Annotated in this window: 15 protein-coding genes and 1 pseudogene; 6 read left to right on the top strand and 10 right to left on the bottom strand. The window is 30.6% G+C overall.

What is annotated here, in order from left to right; all coding sequences use genetic code 11:
* The 6 genes and pseudogenes from AC2D6T_RS03835 to AC2D6T_RS03810 all read left to right on the top strand — a co-directional run.
* Positions 1-110, top strand: a pseudogene (locus AC2D6T_RS03835) (IS982 family transposase); the annotation flags it as partial.
* A gap of 168 nt (positions 111-278) precedes the next feature.
* The gene (locus AC2D6T_RS03830) at positions 279-5,762 is read left to right on the top strand and encodes a T9SS type B sorting domain-containing protein (RefSeq protein WP_484680513.1); all 5,484 of its coding nucleotides are present in this window, start codon (positions 279-281) and stop codon (positions 5,760-5,762) included.
* Positions 5,763-5,873: 111 nt separating this feature from the next.
* Positions 5,874-7,517 carry an acyl-CoA carboxylase subunit beta gene (locus tag AC2D6T_RS03825; RefSeq protein ID WP_484680512.1) on the top strand — a complete coding sequence of 548 codons (1,644 nt, stop codon included), beginning with the start codon at positions 5,874-5,876 and terminating at the stop codon, positions 7,515-7,517.
* 94 nt (positions 7,518-7,611) lie between these two features.
* The gene (gene pta, locus AC2D6T_RS03820) at positions 7,612-9,705 is read left to right on the top strand and encodes a phosphate acetyltransferase (protein ID WP_484680511.1); all 2,094 of its coding nucleotides are present in this window, start codon (positions 7,612-7,614) and stop codon (positions 9,703-9,705) included.
* Between the two features lie 2 nt (positions 9,706-9,707).
* Entirely contained in the window at positions 9,708-10,895 is a 1,188-nt protein-coding gene (locus tag AC2D6T_RS03815) for an acetate/propionate family kinase (RefSeq protein ID WP_484680510.1), read from the top strand.
* Between the two features lie 75 nt (positions 10,896-10,970).
* Complete coding sequence (locus AC2D6T_RS03810) at positions 10,971-11,696, top strand: YebC/PmpR family DNA-binding transcriptional regulator (RefSeq protein WP_484680509.1); 726 nt, start codon at positions 10,971-10,973, stop codon at positions 11,694-11,696.
* Positions 11,697-11,745: 49 nt separating this feature from the next.
* Here the strand turns inward: AC2D6T_RS03810 and AC2D6T_RS03805 are convergent, their stop codons facing one another.
* The 10 genes from AC2D6T_RS03805 to AC2D6T_RS03760 form a co-directional block, all read right to left on the bottom strand.
* Entirely contained in the window at positions 11,746-12,852 is a 1,107-nt protein-coding gene (locus AC2D6T_RS03805) for an AMP-binding protein (protein WP_484680508.1), read from the bottom strand.
* Positions 12,853-12,878: 26 nt separating this feature from the next.
* Positions 12,879-13,814: a CPBP family intramembrane glutamic endopeptidase gene (locus AC2D6T_RS03800; RefSeq protein WP_484680507.1), complete on the bottom strand. Its 936-nt coding sequence runs from the start codon at positions 13,812-13,814 to the stop codon at positions 12,879-12,881.
* A 42-nt stretch (positions 13,815-13,856) separates the two neighbouring features.
* A complete protein-coding gene (locus AC2D6T_RS03795; protein ID WP_484680506.1) occupies positions 13,857-14,900 on the bottom strand; it encodes an o-succinylbenzoate synthase in 1,044 nt (347 codons plus the stop codon).
* Positions 14,901-14,906: 6 nt separating this feature from the next.
* Entirely contained in the window at positions 14,907-15,422 is a 516-nt protein-coding gene (locus tag AC2D6T_RS03790; RefSeq protein ID WP_484680505.1) for an SRPBCC family protein, read from the bottom strand.
* Positions 15,423-15,437: 15 nt separating this feature from the next.
* Positions 15,438-16,361, bottom strand: a complete 924-nt coding sequence (menA, locus tag AC2D6T_RS03785) for a 1,4-dihydroxy-2-naphthoate octaprenyltransferase (RefSeq protein WP_484680504.1) — start codon at positions 16,359-16,361, stop codon at positions 15,438-15,440.
* The gene (locus AC2D6T_RS03780; protein WP_484680503.1) at positions 16,352-17,851 is read right to left on the bottom strand and encodes a PH domain-containing protein; all 1,500 of its coding nucleotides are present in this window, start codon (positions 17,849-17,851) and stop codon (positions 16,352-16,354) included. Before AC2D6T_RS03780 ends, menA begins: the two co-directional genes overlap by 10 nt.
* Positions 17,844-18,353: a PH domain-containing protein gene (locus AC2D6T_RS03775; protein WP_484680502.1), complete on the bottom strand. Its 510-nt coding sequence runs from the start codon at positions 18,351-18,353 to the stop codon at positions 17,844-17,846. Before AC2D6T_RS03775 ends, AC2D6T_RS03780 begins: the two co-directional genes overlap by 8 nt.
* Positions 18,354-18,358: 5 nt before the next feature.
* Positions 18,359-18,745 (bottom strand): SPOR domain-containing protein, encoded by a 387-nt coding sequence (locus AC2D6T_RS03770; protein WP_484680501.1) that lies wholly within the window; start codon positions 18,743-18,745, stop codon positions 18,359-18,361.
* A gap of 2 nt (positions 18,746-18,747) precedes the next feature.
* Positions 18,748-19,527 (bottom strand): (Fe-S)-binding protein, encoded by a 780-nt coding sequence (locus tag AC2D6T_RS03765; RefSeq protein WP_438989878.1) that lies wholly within the window; start codon positions 19,525-19,527, stop codon positions 18,748-18,750.
* Between the two features lie 112 nt (positions 19,528-19,639).
* On the bottom strand, positions 19,640-20,956 hold the full coding sequence (locus AC2D6T_RS03760) for a 4Fe-4S dicluster domain-containing protein (RefSeq protein WP_484680500.1): 1,317 nt from the start codon (positions 20,954-20,956) through the stop codon (positions 19,640-19,642).
* Positions 20,957-20,971: the final 15 nt, after the last annotated feature.

The raw sequence follows: 20,971 nt of genomic DNA, 5'->3' as shown, positions 1-20,971 counted from the left end.
GGTTTAAAACTAGAATATTATCAAAAATTACAGCGTTAACAACGGTTCAGTACATCAATAAATTTATATTCGATAGGAATATTAATAATATTAAAATTAGCATTATTTAAAATGCACAACGGGTTCGTTAATAATTTTGTACTAAAAAAAAAGATTGATACTAAAATAAAGTGCAATTAAACTAATTTTGATTTAAGAAGTCTAATTATTTTATAGGTTATTTATTTTCTAACTGATTTATTATTACTTTTAGAAAAATTTTTACCAGAAAAAAATTTATGCAAAATTTAAAACCCTCATTTTTCTTAGTACTCTTTTTTTTTATTGGAGTAACAACCATAAATGCACAATTAAGTAAAAAACATTTTATACCGCCTTTAACGTATGCAGAAACAGGAAATGCCAATCCTGAAGAGCAATATTTTTATATTTCAACCCCTAGTTCTAATAATGTTTCATTTACCATTAAACAAATTGGTTTCCCTAATAACAATATTACAGGTTTTGTTTCTAAATCTAATCCACAAGAAATTTTTATAGAATCTGGAGATTCGCAATTATTTGTTTCTTCTCCTCAAACAAGTGTAATACATAACAATAAAGGCTATATTATTGAAGCAGATGATGTAATTTATGTTTCTGTTAGAGTTTTAGCTGGTGGTGGTGCACAAGCTGGGGCATTAGTTAGTAAAGGTTCTGCAGCTCTTGGCACAATTTTTAGAGCTGGAATGTACACTAATGAAAACCCCCAAAGTAATTATCTCAATTTTATTTCTGTTATGGCATCCGAAGATAACACACAGGTTACTTTTAGTGATTTACCAACTGGTATAGCTGTTAAAAACTACTCAGGAACTTTACCTATTTCTATAACTTTAAACGAAGGAGAAAGCTATATTGTAGCCACAAATGCTGCAGATAACACTATAAATAAAGATGGCTTAATAGGAACCTTAATAAATTCAGATAAACCAATTGTTGTTAATCTAGGTTCTGCTAATGGTAGTTTTCATAATGGAGGTGGAAGAGATTATGGTATAGATCAAATTGTAGGATTAGATAAAATAGGAACAGAATATATTTTTGTTAAAGGTGATGGCGAAAATGGCTGGGAAAATGTATTAATTGTTGCTCATGAAGATGATACAGAAATAAGAGTAAATGGTAACAGTAATTTTTTTGCTAAAATACCTGCTGGAGGATACGCTCTAATTGAAGGAAATCAATTTAATAATGGCAACTTATTTGTACAAACAACCAAACCTGTATTTGCTTATCAAGGAGTAGGTGCAAGTACTAGTGAAGCAAATCAAGGAATGTTTTTTGTACCTCCTTTAAGTTGTGAGAGCAGAGGAAAAGTAGATAACATTCCCTTTATAGAAAATATCGGTAATGTTACTTTTACAGGAGGAGTAACTGTGGTAACCAATGCAAACGCAACTGTTACCATAAATTCGGAGCCAATTGCTAATTTTTCTACTTCTGGTCCTTTTGAAATTGATATAAATAATGATGGAATCTCTGATTACGAAACCTATAAAGTAACAAATTTAACAGGAGGCATAAGTGTAGAAAGTAGCGAAGAACTATATTGTGCTTATTTTAATGTTAATGGAGCTGCCACATCTGGTAGTTTTTACTCTGGTTTTCCTTCTAGTCCAGAGATTAATTTTGATGCCTCTGTTGCAGCCTTAGGAAATTGTATACCAAACGTAAGTTTACAAGCAGCAAACACAGATGCTTTTGATAGGTTTGAGTGGCAATTTTTTGATGAAAGTATAAATACTTGGGTACAAAAAAGTACAAATTCAAACTATTCACCAGACATTTCTGAACCAGGAAGATATCGTCTAATTGGTACCATAGATTGTACAGGAGCAACATTTAATTCTGTAGAAATCCCAGTAAGCTTATGTCCTGACGATTATGACAACGATCTAATTATAGATAATCTAGACTTAGATTTGGATAATGACGGAATTTTAAATGTAATTGAATCTTTTGGTGATGGTATCATTAATTTTTCAGATATAGATAATCCTTCGATAAATACAAATAGTAAAGTTATAAACAATTTTTTTACTACAGAATTGACAAAATCTGGAAATGTTGATTTTGTTGGTAATCCTAATGGAAACTTCACTTCTACCATTAATGAAAACAGTACAAGTAATGCTTCAATTTTTTATATTTTAAATAGTACAGAAACCTTTAATTTTGAATTTACACAAAATCAAGCTATTACTCATTTTAGAATAGATGGAGAAGAATTTGAAATAAGTATTGCGCCATCTGCTAAAAATATAACATTAATAGACCCTGATAATATTTTAATGGTAGACACCAATTTTGATGGAGAATTTGAAACAGGAGTCACCAATTTCTCTAGTTCATTAATTCGTTTTAAATACAATCCAAATCCAAATGGAACAACACCTTTTAAGTTTGTTGCTAATGATGTAGAGAAATTCCTCTTTTTACATACAGCCACATCAAATGTGTTAAATTCTATTTTTAATGCTTCATTAAAACTTACCAGTGTTAAAAGAGATTCTGATGGAGATGGCATTGAAGATGCTTTAGATTTAGATTCTGACAATGATGGAGTTCCAGATTTGTTTGAAGCTGCCAATCAAAAAATTAGCTTAACAAATACAGATGCCAATTTAGATGGTTTAGATGATGTTTTTGAAAACTTTACATTAATCATGGATACTGATGGAGATACTGTACCCAATTATTTAGATATTGATTCTGACAATGATGGAATATACGATTCCACAGAATCTAGCCATAATTTAGACACCAATGTTGATGGTTTAATAGATGGTTTTACAGACAACAATTCAAACGGAATTACAGATAATTTAGAAAATGATATCTCTGTAACCACTCTTTCAGTTAATTACTCAATTGCAGATACAGATTCAGATGGTATTTTTAATTTCTTAGAATTAGATTCAGATAACGACGCTTGTTTTGATGTTATTGAAGCGGGTTTTACAGGTAATGGATCTGGTATTTTATTTGCCAACCCTTTTGTTGTAGATTCAAATGGTCTAGTAATTAACAATACAAATGGCTATACAACTCCTAGTATAAACTATACAACAAGTGCTGCCATCGTAATAAATAGTTTTACAAATGTTACATTTTGTGAAAACTCAACAAGTATGATTACCATAGATACTACTGCAGATGGTTTTCAATGGGAAGTTTCTATAGATAATGGTACAAATTGGAGTCCTATTTCGAACAATGCTATTTATAATGGTGCAAATACCAAAGATTTACAAATTACAAATATACCTTTGTCTTTTAACAACAATCTTTACAGAGTTCTATTAACAAAAGTAGGAAATTCATGTGAAAAAATTTCTAATGCCATTACAGCCAAAATTAATCCAGTACCTGTTGTCGTTGCAGAAGTAGACTTATTACAATGCGATGATGATTTAGACAGAATATCATCAGTAAACCTTACAGAAGCAGAAATTTCTATTTCTTCAAATTCGACAAACGAAACTTTTCAATATTTTGAAAATGAAGCAAATGCAAAAGCTGGAACACCTTTAGTGGCTGATGAAATTCGTTTTCCCGTAAATCAAACTGGAGAAGCTTGGGTTAGAACCATTTCTTCAGAAGGATGTTTTACGATTTCTAAGATTAACATTGAAGTAGAAGCTGCTACAGATGTAGCTTATAATAAAGAATTTCCTAGCGTTTGTGATGATTTTCTTCAAGAAGATGGTACAAATGGTACACTAAATGATGATACTGATGGAATCACAAATTTTGATTTTAGTATTGCTAACACAGAAATTTTAGCATTTTTCCCAATAACTTTACGTCCAGATTTAGAAGTTACTTATTATGAAACCACTGCAGATAGAACTGCTGTAATTAATGCCATTGGTAATATTTCTAATTATAGAAACATCGGTTATCCTTCTAATAATACAAGGCAAACTATTTATTTTAAAATAACCAACAAAAACAATAACAACTGTTCAGGTACTGGAGAGTTATACTTAAAGACAGATTCCACACCAACTGCAAACCCAGTTACAGATTTAGAATTATGTGATGATGTTACAGATGGTGATGCAGAAAACGGAATTATACAAAACTTCGACTTAGAAGCTCAAACAGCTACTATTTTAGGCTCTCAAAATCCTGCCGATTTTTCGGTAACCTACCACCTTTCTGCAGCTGAAGCAAATTCAGGTTCAAACCCACAAGCTTCACCTTTTGAAAATAAACTTAGAGATATACAACCAATTTTTGTACGAGTAACCAACAATAACACTGGTTGTTTTACAGATCATACCAGTTTTAATCTAATTGTAAATCCTATTCCTGTGGCAAATTTTGTGGCAGATTTAGAAATCTGTGATGATAATTCTGATGGTTCTGCAAGAAATGGCTTTTCACAATCTATCGATTTAACATCGCAAACCTCAGGCATTTTGGGGGCTCAAGATCCTGAAAATTACTCAGTTTCTTATCATAGAACGTTGGCTGAAGCTCAAAATGGAAACAACCCTTTAAGTTCGCCTTATTCGAATTTAACACCCAACAGAGAAACCATTTATGTACGTGTTGTTAACACAACAACCTCTTGTGTAAATGGTATTTCTAATTTTGATGTTATTGTAAATCCAGAGCCTACTTTTACTCCTGTTTCTAACCTTTCTTATTGTGATGATGATTTGGATGGTGATGATACTAATGGAATCATTCAAAATATCGATTTAGATAGCCAAATTCCTCTTTTATTAGGCTCACAAGACCCAGATGATTTTATTGTAACCTTCCACGAAAACCAAGCAGATGCTACTTCTGGAAACAACCAATTAACATCTCCTTATACCAATTCAAATCCTACAGAAACTATTTTTGTTCGCATTCAAAATAAAAGAACTTTGTGTATAAATGATGATGCTCGTTTTCAATTAATTGTAAATCCTTTACCTGATTTTACAGTAACTTCTCCTCAAATTTTTTGTTTGAATGATACATCCTTAACCATTGGGGTAGAAAATCCTGCAGAGGTTTACAATTATGAATGGAAAGATTCCACAGGAACAATTATTAGTTTTGCAGAAACTGCAGATGTTACAGTAGGTGGAAATTACACCATTACTGCAACCACAACCAATGGTACCAATTGTACTAGATCAGAAACCATTGTTGTGAAAGAATCTAATCCTGCAAATCTATTGCCTAGCTTTGTAACCATTGTAGATGAAGGAAATATTATTAGCAGTGATGCAAATTTATCCATCTCTATAAATACTATAAATAACGATTTAGGTCCTGGTGATTATCAATTTGCATTAAAAAATGATGATGAAAACACCACCACTCCATTTCAAAACGAACCTTTATTTGAAAACTTAGAAGGTGGTATTTACACCATTATTGTAAACGATAAAAATGGCTGTGTACCAGATGCTACTTTGCAAGTTTCTGTTATTCAGTTTCCAAAATTCTTTACACCAAATGGCGATGGTAAAAATGATACTTGGGCAGTAAAAGGCGCTAACAAAACTTTTTATCCGAATGCAAGTATCAATATTTTTAATAGGTATGGTAAATTGGTAGCACAAATTCCTATTGACTCGCAAGGTTGGAATGGTACTTACAATGGCAAATTACTAACCTCAGATGATTATTGGTATAACATCACCTTAATTCCTGCTGACAAAACTAAACCAACCATCAACAAAAAAGGAAATTTTTCTTTGGTTAGAAGATAACAAAAGTTCTTATTTTAAATTTTAAGAAACATTTATGCAATTACCAAAAAACTCAACAAGGGTTTCACAACATATTTTCTTAATTTAGCAAAAACTTAGATAGAATTTCCTATGGATTTAAACTTCAATAAAAACGAAGATTATAACAAAATTTTAGTTTCTGATTTAAAAAGAAAATTTGCAAAAGTAAAATTAGGTGGGGGTCAAAAAAGAATTGATAAACATCATGAAAAAGGAAAGTTAACAGCAAGAGAACGTATTGACTATTTATTAGACAAAAATGCAAAATCTATAGAAATTGGGGCTTTTGCTGGCGAAGATATGTATGCAGAACATGGGGGATGTCCTTCTGGAGGTGTCGTTGTAAAAATTGGCTACATTAAAGGCAAACAGTGCATTGTGGTTGCTAATGATGCCACTGTAAAAGCAGGTGCTTGGTTTCCTATTACAGGAAAAAAGAATTTACGAGCACAAGAAATATCCATAGAAAATAAATTACCAATTATTTATCTCGTAGATTCTGCAGGTGTGTATTTACCAATGCAAGACGAAATTTTTCCAGATAAAGAACACTTTGGACGCATTTTTAGAAACAATGCTGTAATGAGTAGTATGGGGATTACCCAAATCTCTGCCATTATGGGTAGTTGTGTTGCTGGTGGTGCTTATTTACCTATTATGAGCGACGAAGCAATGATTGTTGACAAAACCGCAAGTATTTTTCTAGCAGGAAGCTATTTGGTTAAAGCAGCAATTGGCGAGTCTATTGATAATGAAACATTGGGCGGTGCAACCACACATTGCGAAGTTTCTGGAGTTACAGATTACAAAGCAAAAGATGATAAGGATGCACTTGATAAAATAAAATTTATAGTCGATAAAATTGGCGATTATGACAAAGCTGGTTTTAGTAAAACAGAATCTTATCCACCAAAAGAAAACGAAGAAGATATTTTTGGAATTTTACCAAGAGAAAGAAACGCGCAGTATGATATGGTAGAAATCATCAAGCGTTTGGTAGATAATTCTGAATTTGAACAATATAAAGAAGGGTATGGCAAAACCATTTTAACAGGTTATGCCAGAATTGATGGTTGGGCAGTAGGCATTATTGCCAATCAACGTAAATTAGTAAAAACAACTTCGTCTAAAACCAAACCTACAGAAATGCAATTTGGTGGCGTTATATACAACGATTCTGCAGACAAAGCAACTCGTTTTATTGCCAATTGTAATCAGAAAAAAATCCCTTTAGTCTTCTTACAAGATGTTACTGGTTTTATGGTAGGCAGCAAATCAGAACATGGTGGAATTATAAAAGATGGTGCTAAAATGGTAAATGCAGTTAGCAATTCTGTGGTACCAAAATTTACTATTGTAATTGGTAACTCTTATGGTGCAGGTAATTATGCTATGTGCGGTAAAGCCTATGATCCAAGATTAATTGTTGCATGGCCAAGTGCTGAATTAGCGGTAATGAGTGGTAATTCTGCTGCTAAAGTTTTACTACAAATAGAAACAGCATCACTAAAAAAGAAAGGCGAAAAAATTACACCTGAAAAAGAAGCTGAGTTATTTGATAAAATAAAATCGCGTTATGATAAGCAAATTTCTCCTTATTATGCAGCTGCAAGAATTTGGACAGATGCTGTGATAAATCCCTTAGATACAAGAACGTGGATTTCTATGGGAATAGAAGCTGCAAACCACGCTCCTATTGAGAAAAAATTTAATATGGGTGTTTTACAGGTTTAAAACACCCTTAAGTACCTTTTAATAATTAATATGACTAAAATCACAATTAGTCATTTTTTTATATATTATTTTCGTGCCATATTAAAAATAAAAAATGAGTAAAGCCATCTATATTGCCACTGTTGAATCTGACAGTGGTAAATCTTTAATTTCTTTAGGACTCTTAAGAATGATGTTAATTAAATCTGCCAAAGTAGGGTATTTTAGACCTATTATTAACGAGTTTAATGAACATAGTTATGACGAACATACCAACACAGCAATCAAGTTTTTTAACTTAGATATAAACTACAAAGACTGTTTTGCTTATACGCAAAGCGAAGTTGTAGAACTTTTAAGTGAAGGAAAAGCAGATGACGTAATTCACAATGTCATCAAAAAATATAAAAAACTAGAGGCTAGTTATGATTACGTTTTAGTAGAAGGTACCGATTTTTCTGGCGAAGGTGGTTTTACAGAACTCGACGTAAATTTAATGATTGCCAAAAATCTGGGCATACCAGCACTTATTGTAGGATCTGGAAATGCTAAGAAAAAGAAAGATTTTATAAATACTATGCAACTTTCCTACAATTCTTTCATCAATAAAGAAGTAGATGTAATTGGTATTATTGCAAATAAAATAGAAGTAGATGAGGTTGATTACATTCGTAAAGAGTTGATAAAAAGTTTTCCAGAAAAACTACAGATAGATATTATCCCTAAAGTAGATTTTTTGGCTTTTCCAACGGTAAAAGAAGTGGTACAAGCTCTAAAAGGCAGAGTGTTATTTGGCAAACAATTTTTAGACAATGCTATTGGAAGCTATAGTACTGGCGCTATGCAACTTAGAAATTACTTAACCCGAATTAAAGAAAATGCATTGGTAATTACACCTGGCGATAGAGCAGATATTATTTTAGGAGCCTTACAAGCAAATGCCTCTAAAAATTATCCAAAAATAGCAGGGATTATTTTAACAGGATCTTTAGTACCAGAAGATGCTATTATTAAATTAATAGAAGGTGTACAATCTACAGTACCTATTATAGCTGTAGATGGAGGTACCTTTAAAATTACTAATAAAATTGGAGCAGTAAAATCTAAAATTTATGCTACTCATAACAAAAAAATATTACTCTCTTTAGATACTTTTGATAAGTATGTAAATGCAGAAGGTTTAACCAATATTTTAACCTCATATCATTCAGATAGATTAACACCTAGCATGTTTCAGTATAACTTGTTACAGAAAGCTAGAGCTCATAAAAGACATATTGTGTTGCCAGAAGGTGATGATGAAAGAATTATTAGAGCTGCAGCACGTTTACAATTATTAGACATTGTAGATTTAACTTTGTTAGGAAATAAAAGAACCATTCAATTAAAATGCGATCAAATAGGAATTCAAATTGATTTAGACAAAATAAATGTTCTAAATCCAGAAGACTCTATACATAATAAAGAATTTGCAAACACACTTTTTAATGCCAGAAAACATAAAGGGATGACTGAGACAACAGCTATGGATTTAACCAGAGATGTTTCTTATTACGGTACTTTAATGATTTTAAACGGTTTGGCAGATGGTATGGTTTCTGGTGCAGTACACACAACCATGCATACCATAAAACCAGCGTTACAATTGATAAAAACAAAGCCTAATGTTTCTGTAGTATCTTCCGTATTTTTTATGTGTTTATCAGATAGAGTTTCTGTTATGGGAGACTGTGCTGTAAATCCTAACCCAAATGCAGAACAACTTTCTGAAATTGCAATTTCATCTGCATTATCTGCAGAAGCTTTTGGTATAGAAGCCAAAGTTGCCATGCTTTCTTACTCTTCTGGTAGTTCTGGAAAAGGAGAAGAAGTAGAAAAAGTTCGTAAAGCAACTCAATTGGCAAAAGCTAAAAATCCTAATTTAAAAATTGAAGGCCCAATACAATATGATGCAGCTGTAGACACGTCTGTTGCCAAAACAAAAATGCCAAATTCTGATGTTGCAGGTCAAGCTTCTGTATTAATTTTTCCAGATTTAAATACCGGTAATAACACCTACAAAGCCATACAAAGAGAAACTGGCGCCTTAGCCATTGGACCTATGTTACAAGGTTTAAACAAACCTGTAAATGATTTAAGTAGAGGCTGCAGTGTAGACGATATTTTTAACACAGTTTTATTAACGGCAATTCAAGCAAATCAACAATAAATATGAATATTTTAGTATTAAACGCAGGTTCTTCTTCTTTAAAATATCAAGTCATAGAAATGCCTTCTAAACATGTAAAATGTGTTGGTTTGGTAGAAAGAATTGGGATGGAAGATGCCATATTTAATCACGATAAAAACGGTGAAGAATACCACGAAACAATGCCAATTTTAAACCATAAAATTGGTTTGGAAAAAATTGCAGATACTTTATTAGATAAAAAGTTAGGTGTTATAAATACGGTTGATGAAATTGAGGCAGTTGGACATAGAGTGGTTCATGGAGGAAATAAATTCAGTAAAACTGTAATAGTTACAGACGATGTAAAGAATAGTATTCGCGATTTATATGATTTAGCACCTTTGCACAACCCTGCAAATTTAACAGGAATCGAAATTGCAGAAACTATCTTTACAAAAGCAAAGCAAATTGCTATTTTCGATACTTCCTTTCATCAAACTATGCCAAAAGTTGCATACCAATATGCAATTCCTACTAAATATTTAGAAAAACATAAAATTAGAGCTTATGGTTTTCATGGCACAAGCCACAAATATGTTTCTGAAAAAGCAATCGACTATCTAAAGCAAGAGAACTCAAAAAATATAATTACCATTCATTTAGGAAATGGCTGTAGTATGGCTGCCATAAAGGAAGGTGAATGTATTGATACTTCTTTAGGTTTAGGACCAGCAAATGGGTTAGTTATGGGAACTCGTTCTGGAGATATAGATCATTCTGTAATTTTCTTTTTGATGAAAAAGTTAAATAAAACAGCAGAACAAGTAAGTAATTTGTTACAAAAACAATCTGGCATGAAAGGCTTAACTGGTTTTTCTGATTTGAGAGAAATTACAGAAAATGCAGCAAATGGAAATGCTGAATGCCAACATGCTTTAAATTTAGCAGCTTACAGAATTAGAAAATATATAGGTAGTTATGCAGCTGTTTTAGACGGATTAGATGCTATTGCTTTTACTGCTGGTATTGGAGAAAATTCTGCAGAAATGAGAAAAATAGCATGTGAAAATTTAACTTTTTTAGGAATTGAATTAGATAAAGAAAAAAACAAAATTCGTTCTAAAAAAATTAGAGAAATACAGTCAGCAACATCAAAAGTAAAAATATTAATAATACCAACAAATGAGGAAATTGAAATAGCCAAACAGTCTTATCAGCTTTTAAAATAAAGAACCCTCAAAAATTGCAATAAACCAGCCAAATTTTTACATTTGTAAGCATTTTAATTAAAAGAAATTATAGAAATGGGTAGAGCATTTGAGTTTAGAAAAGCAAGAAAAATGAAACGTTGGTCTGCAATGGCTAAAACATTTACCAGACTTGGTAAAGACATTGTGATGGCTGTTAAAGAAGGAGGACCAAACCCAGACACCAACTCTCGTTTACGTGCTGTAATACAAAATGCAAAGGCTGCAAATATGCCTAAAGACAATGTAGAGCGCGCTATAAAAAAAGCCTCTGATAAAGATACAGCAGACTATAAAGAAGTTTTATTTGAAGGATATGCACCTCATGGAATTGCCGTTTTAATAGAAACTGCCACAGATAATAATAACAGAACAGTTGCCAATGTTAGAGCCGCTTTTAATAAATGTGATGGTAATTTAGGTACTTCTGGTTCTGTTGTTTTTATGTTTGATCATACTTGTAATTTTACCGTTAAAAAGGAAGATATTACAATGGATATGGAAGAACTAGAACTAGAATTGATAGATTTTGAAGTTGAAGAAATTTTTGATGATGAAGAAGGCGTAATAATTTATGCCCCTTTTGAACAATTTGGAGCTTTACAATCTTATTTTGAAGAAAATAATATAGAAATATTGTCTTCTGGTTTTGAAAGAATACCAACAACTACCACAAAACTTTCAGAAGAACAACAAGCTGATGTAGACAAACTTTTAGAAAAACTAGAAGAAGATGATGATGTACAAAACGTATATCATTCTATGAAAAGTAACGAGTCATAAAAAACAAAGGCTGTGTAAAAAATAAAAACAAATAATAGATAAAATATATTTAAAATTGAATTAAATCCAGTGTTTTTTTACGTTGGATTTTTTTTGTTTCTGTTTCTATAAATTGTGCTACAAAATAAATTTCTTTCGGAATTTCATATTTTGATAATCCTATATCCTTGATACTTTCTTTTAAAGACATTTCAACTTTGTTTGAAATTTGGGAATCCTCAATAACTAAAACTAATTTTTCGCCTAATTTTTCATCAAAAATCCCTGAAACAAAAAAGCGTTGGGTTATCATTTCTGCCAATTTTTCTTCTATTTTTTCGGGATGTAATTTGACTCCACCAGAATTAATTACATTGTCAAAACGACCTAACCATTCAAATTGCGTATCTGAAATTAACTGTACAACATCATTTGTAAAAACCACTTTATTAGAAATTGTGTCGTTTTTTATAACCAAACAATTTCTTTGATCTTTATAAATACTGGTATTTGGTAGCGTTTGATAAAACGCTTCTTTATAAGAATTTTTAGAAGCCATCTTATTGGTTATTTTAACTCGAAAAGATTTTACATTGTTTAATCTTTTTATTGCAACATGGGTAATGGTTTCTGTCATGCCATAAGTGGCAAAACATTGCGTACTTACTTTTTGTAATTTGTTTTTTAATTGTTCAGAAACGGCTCCTCCTCCAATAATTAATTTTTTAATAGTGTGTAATTTTTCCAAAGAATTTTCTACCTGTAAAGGCACCATAGCTACAAAATCGTAAATTTTAGTAGTCGTTTTTAAGGGTTTAGAACTGGGGTTAACAACGTCTAATTGCCAACCTAAAGTAAGTGCTCTAATAAGCATTAATTTACCAGCAATATAATCTACAGGTAAGCATAATAACGCTTTTGTATTTTCTTTTAATTGAAAGTAAGCACCTGTTGCTTTTGCTGAGTTTACAATGTGGTCTTTTTGTAATGTTATTTTTTGTGGTTTTCCTGTAGAGCCCGAAGTTTGTACAGAAATCGTATCTTCCTCTGAAAACCATTCTACTAAAAAAGTATATATTTCTTTAGAATTGTTCTTTGAATACGCTAATAAATCATCAACATTTAAAAATGAATGATTGTTTAATTGAAAACGTTTATGAAATGGTTTTGGTATCAATATTATAAAACTCTGTTGTTTTCTTTTTAGTTTACTGGCTCAATAATTTTACCTGTTAGTTTTTCTTTCCAGTTTTTCCAGCCGTATTTCTCAGAAAACAAAAACAGCAATATAGGATATAAAACAAACACAGGCAAAAACATTTCCCAAGTTAAAGATGGCTCTGAAATATCTATGTACAAAGCATCTGTTTGAAAAACAGTCCAATCTGTAGTAATAAAAAAGGCAGCTGTTATGTTATTTACTGCATGTAAACCTAATGCTAGCTCTGTGCCTTCATCCATCAAAGTTACAATACCGTAAAACAAGCCGGTACCTATGTAAAAAACCATACTAAGTTGCCCCAGTTTTGCCACTTCTGGATTTGCACCATGTAATAAGCCAAAAACTACAGATGTAAAAATTAAAGGAAGCCATCTATTTTTAGCCAAAACTCCGAGACCTTGCATTAAATAGCCTCTAAAAAGCAGTTCTTCTAAACTAGTTTGAAATGGGATAAATAAAAAAGAAATGGCTACCAAAATAAAAAATGGATTTGCATTAAAATTCCAGGTAAAATTTTCTGGTGCTAATAAAATACTAATGTAGGAAAATGTAATTGCAATAAAACCCCAAACAAAAAAGCTATAAAAAAAACGTTTCCAATCTACTTTTTTTCTACTAGTAATTAAAGAAGTAATGGTTCTTTTATGTATATATTTTACACCAATAAACAGAAAAAGTAAGCCCACAAAAAAAGTGAAAATAATAAGGAATAATAAAAGATTTTTATCTATTCCTGCAGTCATAAAATTAGTTTGTGCAAACTCTAAAAACTCTGCTATATTTTTAGATGTTGCTGCTGCAGCCATCACTAATGGTATTACTCCTAAAATTTGCCAACCTAAAAAAACTAAAAATAGAGTTGTTAGCCAATGATACCATTCGTTTTTTCCTTTATATGCTTGTTGTATAAAATTCATTATTTTATTTCTATGTGATACTAATACAAGATTAGAATTATTTTATAAAATTAAATTTGTATTCCATTTTTTGGAATTATTGTAATGCAATGCTCCGTTTTTAACTTCTAAGGGACTATCTAAATTATTGGTAAACAAACTGCCTGTACCTAAACCTTGGGGCAAATTATTATTCAAAGTATATGTAAATTGTGCTATCGCATTTAACCCGATATTACTCTCTAAAGCAGAGGTAATCCACCAATTAATCTGATTGCTTTTAGCTACATCAATCCAATCGTTACTACCAGTAAAACCACCAATTAAACTTGGTTTTAAAATAATATATTGGGGTTGTATGATTTCTAATAATTGTTTTTTCTGTTGATAAGAAAAAACTCCAATCAACTCTTCATCTAAAGCAATAGGCAAAGGTGTTTTTTGACACAACAAAGCCATTTCTTCAATTTGCCCTTGTTTTATGGGCTGTTCTATCGAATGAATATCTAGTTCAGAAAGAATTTTTAATTTTTCTAAAGCCTCTTTGGGAGAAAATGCACCATTTGCATCTACTCTTAACTCAATTTCTTTTGCAGAAAATTCTTTTCTAATCGATTTTAGCAGGTTGATTTCTTCTTCAAAATTAATCGCCCCAATTTTCATTTTAATACAAGAAAAACCTTTTTTTAATTTTTCTTGAATTTGTTGTTTCATAAAATCTTTATCTCCCATCCAAACCAAACCATTTATGGATATTGCTTGGTTACCTTTGGTAAATTCTGACGGAAATAACTCGAAATTATTAACACTTTTTAAAGATAAAAATGCTTGTTCTAAACCAAATTGAATTGATGGAAAATTAAAAACTTCAGCTACTAACTTTTGTAAACCTAAATGAATATTATTACAAACCCATTCTAGTTTTTTCTCGTAATTTGGTACATCATCTATACTTAAGCCTCTAAACAAACCTGTTTCACCAATACCAATTTTACCATTTTCTTCTAAAATGATAAACCAAGTTTCTTTGGTTTTTAAAATACCTCGAGATGTACCACTGGCATTTTTAAATTCTAAGACGTATTTTTTGTAGCTGGCTTTTATCAAAATAAATTATTTTTCTTCTAAAAATGTTTTAAAATTGTTTAAATACGATTGATCTTGCTCTCTAAATGTACTTTTAAAATAAGGAAAAATACACGCCATTAAATAAGAATCGCTTTGACAACTAGCGTTTAAACGAATGGTAGTAACCCCATTTTTTTCAGAAAAAAGATAATCGTCTTTTTTTAACATATTTTCTGCATCGTAAAACAGGGTGATTTTTTCATTGGGTATGTAAGCCATTATTTTTTCTGTCATGGTAATTTCTTCACCTTGATTTAAAACCACCAAACTATACACATTACCTGTAATTCCTGGGTTTTTATGAACAGTTTCTACAGACTGTATTTCTGGAATCCAGTTTTTTACGCTATCTATTTTTGCAAAATTACTAAAAACCTCTGCTATTGGTTTGTTTATAGTAACTTCTGCTGTATACCTCGTTTCTTTAACAATTAAACCTGTTACCAAAAAAGCACCCACTAAAGCTGATATTGTTATTAATATTACTTTTATTGTTTTCATTATATTTTTATTTTATTAAAATGATGTACTTGCAATACTGAATAAAATCGAAAATAAAAAAGTGCTTAATGCTACTTTTTTTAATTCGCCATCTAATTCAGATGGAATATTATTTTTGGCTACTGTAACACAATTTTTTATTAGCGGTACAAATGCAATTAAATAAATGCATTGATAAATAGATCTGAAATCTAAAAAAGTAAATACTAACGCTGTAATTAAAGCTCCAAAAATTAAAAAATAGTGATATTTTTTTGCGTTTTTAGTACCTAACTTTACCACTAAGGTATTTTTATTGTTCTTTTTATCTTCTTCTCTATCGCGTAAATTATTTAAATTTAATACTGCTGTACTTAACAAACCAATAGAAATTGCTGGTAAAAATATTTTAAAATTGATGGCTTTGGTGTATAAAAAATAACTACCTACCACACTTAATAAACCAAAGAATAAAAATACAAACAAATCTCCAAAACCACTATAACCATAAGCAGAATTACCTACTGTGTATTTTATAGCTGCAGCTATTGAGGCAATTCCCAAGACAAAAAACAAAATAGAATACCCAAAATTTTTACTACCAAAAGCAACGTAAATTAATAATAGTGCAATAATTAAAGTGATGATTGTTGTTATTATCATTGCTATTTTCATTTGCTTCGGTGAAATGACCCCAGAGGAAACCATACGAGCTTCACCAGTTCTATTTTTATCTGAACCTTTGATGCCATCTCCATAATCATTAGCAAAATTTGATAACACTTGAAAACCTATGGTGGTTAGAATGGCTAACCAAAAGATTGGTGTACTCCATAAAGTGATTGTACTATTTGCATGCATTAGATCTCCAAGCCCTAACTTACTCCCCACAATAATTCCAGAAATAGACAAAGGCAACGTTCTTAAACGAGCAGCTTTTATGTAACTTTTTACATCCATGATTTTTTACTTATTTCTATTTTATACAAGGTATAATTGTAAATTAATAATGCTTTTTCTTTAGGTATACAAGGTATTTTAACTTTACCAGATGCAGTTTGAAAAACGATATCTGCTACGTTTTTTTTTGCTTGAAAGATGGTTTGCTTCAACTTTACATTTTGAACTTTAAAAAATGGTAAAATTGTTTTGTGTGTTTCTACGCTTCCTTGGCCAACTACTAATAATTCTTCGTTAAAAAAATAATATCTTTTCTTATATTTTAATTCGATAAACAAAATAAAAATTGGTAAAATAATAACATTTAACCCAAAAACATAATTGTTTTCGAAACCAAAAAACAATCCAATATTTATTAAAATTAATAAAAACAAAGTTCTAAAATACAGTCTAAATTTAAAATAAATATCTGGTAAGTTTTTTGTCAATCCTTCTAAATTTTCATTGGGAAAAAGTAGGTTTTTTATTTCTAAAACTTGGGCTTTTTTACAACCTACAATTTTAATAACCTTGTCTTGCTTTTTTTTCACTTTCCCGCTAATGGCCTGTTTAAAGGTGATAAAAGAAATACCCAACCATTTTTTAATGGGGTTTGTAGACACTGTAATGTGCTGTACTTTTGCTTTTTTTAAAACTACTGATTTTTTTGTAGTTAAACCTTGGTTAATTTCTAACGCATTATTTTTTATAAACACCGTTAAATCAAAATGCCTCAACACAACTCTAACTACAGAACTTAATACAGCTATAATAGTAAAAAAGATAAGCAACCCAATAATTAAAACAACACTTGTTTCTAAAGTAGATGTATTTTCGGAAATATAATTATCTATAATTTCTCTTTTTCCTAAACCATCAAAAAGATCGCTAATCTGTTGAAAAAAACCAACCAATAGTGCAAATAAAATTAATAAACTTTGCAAGTGATTTTCTGTTAGACTTACTTTTATCAACTCAAAAAAACCAATTTTTAATAAAGGTTTTTCTATAATTTCTTCTTCGTTAGCAGCATCTTTTTTGTCGTAAATAGTAATGGCTTTTTTTAATGCTTTAGCCTCTATAATAGACAAGGCTTTTATAGATATTTCTGCTTTACTAGATCCAGCAGTTTCTATATTTACTTCGTGCACATTAATTATTTGCTGTATAATATTTTGTTTGTAATTTATGTTTTGAATCCTATCAAAAGGAATAGAAGTATTTGTTTTTTTTAAAATTCCTTTTTTTAAAATAAAATGATTATTATCTATTTTAAATTGAAAATTTTTAAAAATTAAAAAAGCTCTAATTAAAAAAAATAACAAAACAAACCCCAGGCCAATATAGATGTGGGTTAGTGTATTTTTAGGAATTTTAGCAAATTTCTGAAAGAATAAGAATAACAATAACCAAAAAGCTTTAAAAACTTTGTAGAGTAGGTTTAGATAAATAATAACAATGCCTTTTTTAGATTGATGTCTAAATTGGCTAAAATTTAGTGTATTATCCATCTATTTGATTGCTAATATACTCTTTAATCTGTTGGGCATCTTCTTTTAAAAGACCACTTATTTTTAAATCGTCACTACTATCACCAGCAGTAAAAACACTTAAAGAGGCTAAATTAAAAAACCGAGCTATAGGACCTTGATCTATTTCTACATGCTGAATTCTATTAAAAGGAACCGTGGTTAAACTTTTAAAAAATAGACCTTTTTTGTAAGAAATGTCTTTTTCTCTAACTGCATATTTTCTTTTTTTTAAACCAATAATTTTAATAAAAATTACAATTAAATAGACAAAAGATAAACTAATATAAAATCTTAAAAAGGTATATTGAAGCTCAAAAAAATTTATATAGTCTGCTACAAATAAAAGTGCAAACAATACTAAAAAAAGTAAGGATAGATTAATTAAAATAACTTTTAAATAGCTTTTTTCTATTTTTCTAAAAGTGATATTAGCAATTTCAGGAAAAGTAATAACTTCTAAATTTTTGAAAGAATCTATCATAAAAACTACTCTATAGCCTCTTTTATAGAAATTGGCTTATTATTTTTTAAAACTTGTACAAATGCACCTTTGTAAGAATTTCTTAATTGATTTCTATAATTTCTAGCTTCTAAATAGGTATAAAAATTACCCAATCTATACTTTATAAGTCCATCTTCTAAATATAATTGTACCCCTTCTAAATTTGCAAATTTTGCATTTTTCTTTTTTAAAGCAGCTATTTGTACGGTAAAAATCACAGTATCTTTAATTGACTTTGTTGTAACTTCTGATTCGTTACTAACTGTATCTATTTTTGTAGTATTTAAAATAGTTTCTTTTTGTGTTTGCTTTTTTGAGCAAGAAATAAAAAATAGCAGCGTTAAAACGGTTATTAAAAATAGTTTTTTCATAATTACAATTTATTAGCTTCAGCAATTAATTCGGCAATATCTTTTACAATAACTGAATCTTCTTTTTCTTTAAATTTGATACCATCAGTCATCATTGTATTACAATAGGGGCAACCTGTAGCAATAATTTCTGGTTTGGTTTCAAGTGCATCTTCTGTTCTTAGTATATTAACCTCTTTATCTCCAGCTTCTGCATCTTTAAACATTTGTGCACCACCTGCACCACAACATAAAGCTGTTCTTTTGTGGCGTTTCATTTCTGTTAGATTTACACCAAGTCTTCTAATTAAATCTCTTGGAGATTCGTAAACCTCATTAGCTCTCCCTAAATAACAAGGATCATGAAATGTTACTCTTTTACCCTGTAAAGTATTGTCGTCTATTTTTAAACGTCCTTCTGCAATTAAGTTTTGTATAAATTGTGTATGATGAAAAACGTCATATACACCCCCTAATTCTGGATATTCGTTTTTTAAAGTATTGAAAGAATGAGGATCGCAGGTCACAATTTTTTTTACTTCGTAACCATTTAAAACCTCAATATTCATCATAGCTTGCATTTGAAACAAAAATTCATTTCCAGCTCTTTTTGCAGCATCTCCTGTAGAAGATTCTTCGGTTCCTAAAACAGCAAAATCTACATTGGCTTGATGTAATATTTTTACAAATGCCCTAGAAATTTTCTTTGCTCTATCATCATAACTTCCTGCAGCACCAACCCAAAACAACACTTCTGGTTGCTTGCCTTGAGCCATCATTTCTGCCATTGTTGGTACGTTCATAATACTTTTGTTTAATTGTTAAAACTTATAGATACAATTTTTATTTACGCTTCTTAAAAATCACAATAAGCGGTACTTACTGTTTACTGCCGCTATAAAACTGCTTGCTTTATTAAACTTCTTTAGTCCAATTTAATCTGTCTTGTTGGTTGTATTGCCAAGGTGCACCGTTGTTTTCTACATTGGTCATCATCATATTTAATTCTTGTGGCGCTGCACTTTGCTCCATCACTAAATATCTTCTCATATCCATAATAATAGATAGTGGATCTATACTTACAGGACATTCTTCTACACAAGCATTACAACTTGTACACGCCCACAATTCTTCTGGAGTAATGTAATCGTTTAGAAGTTGTTTTCCATCGTCTTTAAAAGTACCCCCATTTGCATCTATATTTCTACCGACTTCTTCTAAACGATCTCTGGTATCCATCATAATTTTACGAGGCGATAATTTTTTACCTGTCAAGTTTGCAGGACAAGCAGATGTACAACGTCCACATTCTGTACATGTGTAGGCATTCATTAATTGTACCCAATTTAAATCTGTTACTTCAGAAGCGCCAAATTTCTCTGGTATTGGTTCTTCTTCTCCTTCTGCAGGTGCTGCGTAGGGGTCTGCACTAGGATCCATCATTAATTTTACTTCGTTGGTAACTGACGCTAAATTATTAAATTGTCCTTTTGGTTTTAGATTTGCATAATAAGTATTTGGGAATGCTAACAAAATATGCAAATGTTTAGAATAGTATAAATAATTTAAAAATACTAGAATTCCTAAAATATGAATCCACCAAGCTGTTCTTTCTACTGCATGTATTGTTTCTGTTGAAAACCCATCAAACAAAGGTGCTAAAAACTGACTTATTGGATTACCTACACCTGCTTGTTGAAAAGCTGGATCTGTGGCATTCATCACCAAAAAAAGTGTCATTAATACCATTTCGAAATAAAGGATTAGGTTTCCATCCATTTTTGGCCAACCTTTCATTTCTCTACTTGAAAAACGTTTGATATTTGCTACATTTCTACGTGTCCAAAATACAATTACAGATACAAAAACTAAGGCTGCTAATATTTCGAAAGTTCCTATTAAAAAGCCATAGAAAGCATCACCCAAAAACCCCTGAAAAACTCTGTGTGTACCTAACAAACCATCTACAACAATTTCGAGAACTTCTATATTTATAATTATAAAACCAACGTAAACCACTACATGTAAAATACCTGAAATAGGTCTGCGAACCATTTTATATTGCCCTAACGCAATTTTTAGCATATTTTTAAAACGTAGGCTTGGATTGTCGGTTCTATTAACGTTTTTACCTAATTTAATGTTTCTAGTTAGTTTGCGAATATTCATCACAAAAAAACCAACACCTGCAAGTAATGCAATGAAAAAAAGTATATTGGGTAAGTATTGCATTGTAAGTAATTATTT

The organism is Polaribacter sp. YIW18 (assembly GCF_057219325.1).
Note: the sequence above shows the minus strand (reverse complement) of the source record. Positions and strands in the feature narration are given on the sequence as shown.

Excerpts from the sequence above, each read along its gene's own strand:
- AC2D6T_RS03775 (WP_484680502.1), bottom strand. The coding sequence starts at position 18,353 with ATGATAGATTCTTTCAAAAATTTAGAAGTTATTACTTTTCCTGAAATT.
- pta (WP_484680511.1), top strand. The coding sequence starts at position 7,612 with ATGAGTAAAGCCATCTATATTGCCACTGTTGAATCTGACAGTGGTAAA.
- AC2D6T_RS03815 (WP_484680510.1), top strand. The coding sequence starts at position 9,708 with ATGAATATTTTAGTATTAAACGCAGGTTCTTCTTCTTTAAAATATCAA.
- AC2D6T_RS03770 (WP_484680501.1), bottom strand. The coding sequence starts at position 18,745 with ATGAAAAAACTATTTTTAATAACCGTTTTAACGCTGCTATTTTTTATT.
- AC2D6T_RS03760 (WP_484680500.1), bottom strand. The coding sequence starts at position 20,956 with ATGCAATACTTACCCAATATACTTTTTTTCATTGCATTACTTGCAGGT.
- AC2D6T_RS03830 (WP_484680513.1), top strand. The coding sequence starts at position 279 with ATGCAAAATTTAAAACCCTCATTTTTCTTAGTACTCTTTTTTTTTATT.
- AC2D6T_RS03790 (WP_484680505.1), bottom strand. The coding sequence starts at position 15,422 with ATGAAAACAATAAAAGTAATATTAATAACAATATCAGCTTTAGTGGGT.
- AC2D6T_RS03810 (WP_484680509.1), top strand. The coding sequence starts at position 10,971 with ATGGGTAGAGCATTTGAGTTTAGAAAAGCAAGAAAAATGAAACGTTGG.
- AC2D6T_RS03825 (WP_484680512.1), top strand. The coding sequence starts at position 5,874 with ATGGATTTAAACTTCAATAAAAACGAAGATTATAACAAAATTTTAGTT.
- menA (WP_484680504.1), bottom strand. The coding sequence starts at position 16,361 with ATGGATGTAAAAAGTTACATAAAAGCTGCTCGTTTAAGAACGTTGCCT.
- AC2D6T_RS03780 (WP_484680503.1), bottom strand. The coding sequence starts at position 17,851 with ATGGATAATACACTAAATTTTAGCCAATTTAGACATCAATCTAAAAAA.
- AC2D6T_RS03800 (WP_484680507.1), bottom strand. The coding sequence starts at position 13,814 with ATGAATTTTATACAACAAGCATATAAAGGAAAAAACGAATGGTATCAT.
- AC2D6T_RS03765 (WP_438989878.1), bottom strand. The coding sequence starts at position 19,527 with ATGAACGTACCAACAATGGCAGAAATGATGGCTCAAGGCAAGCAACCA.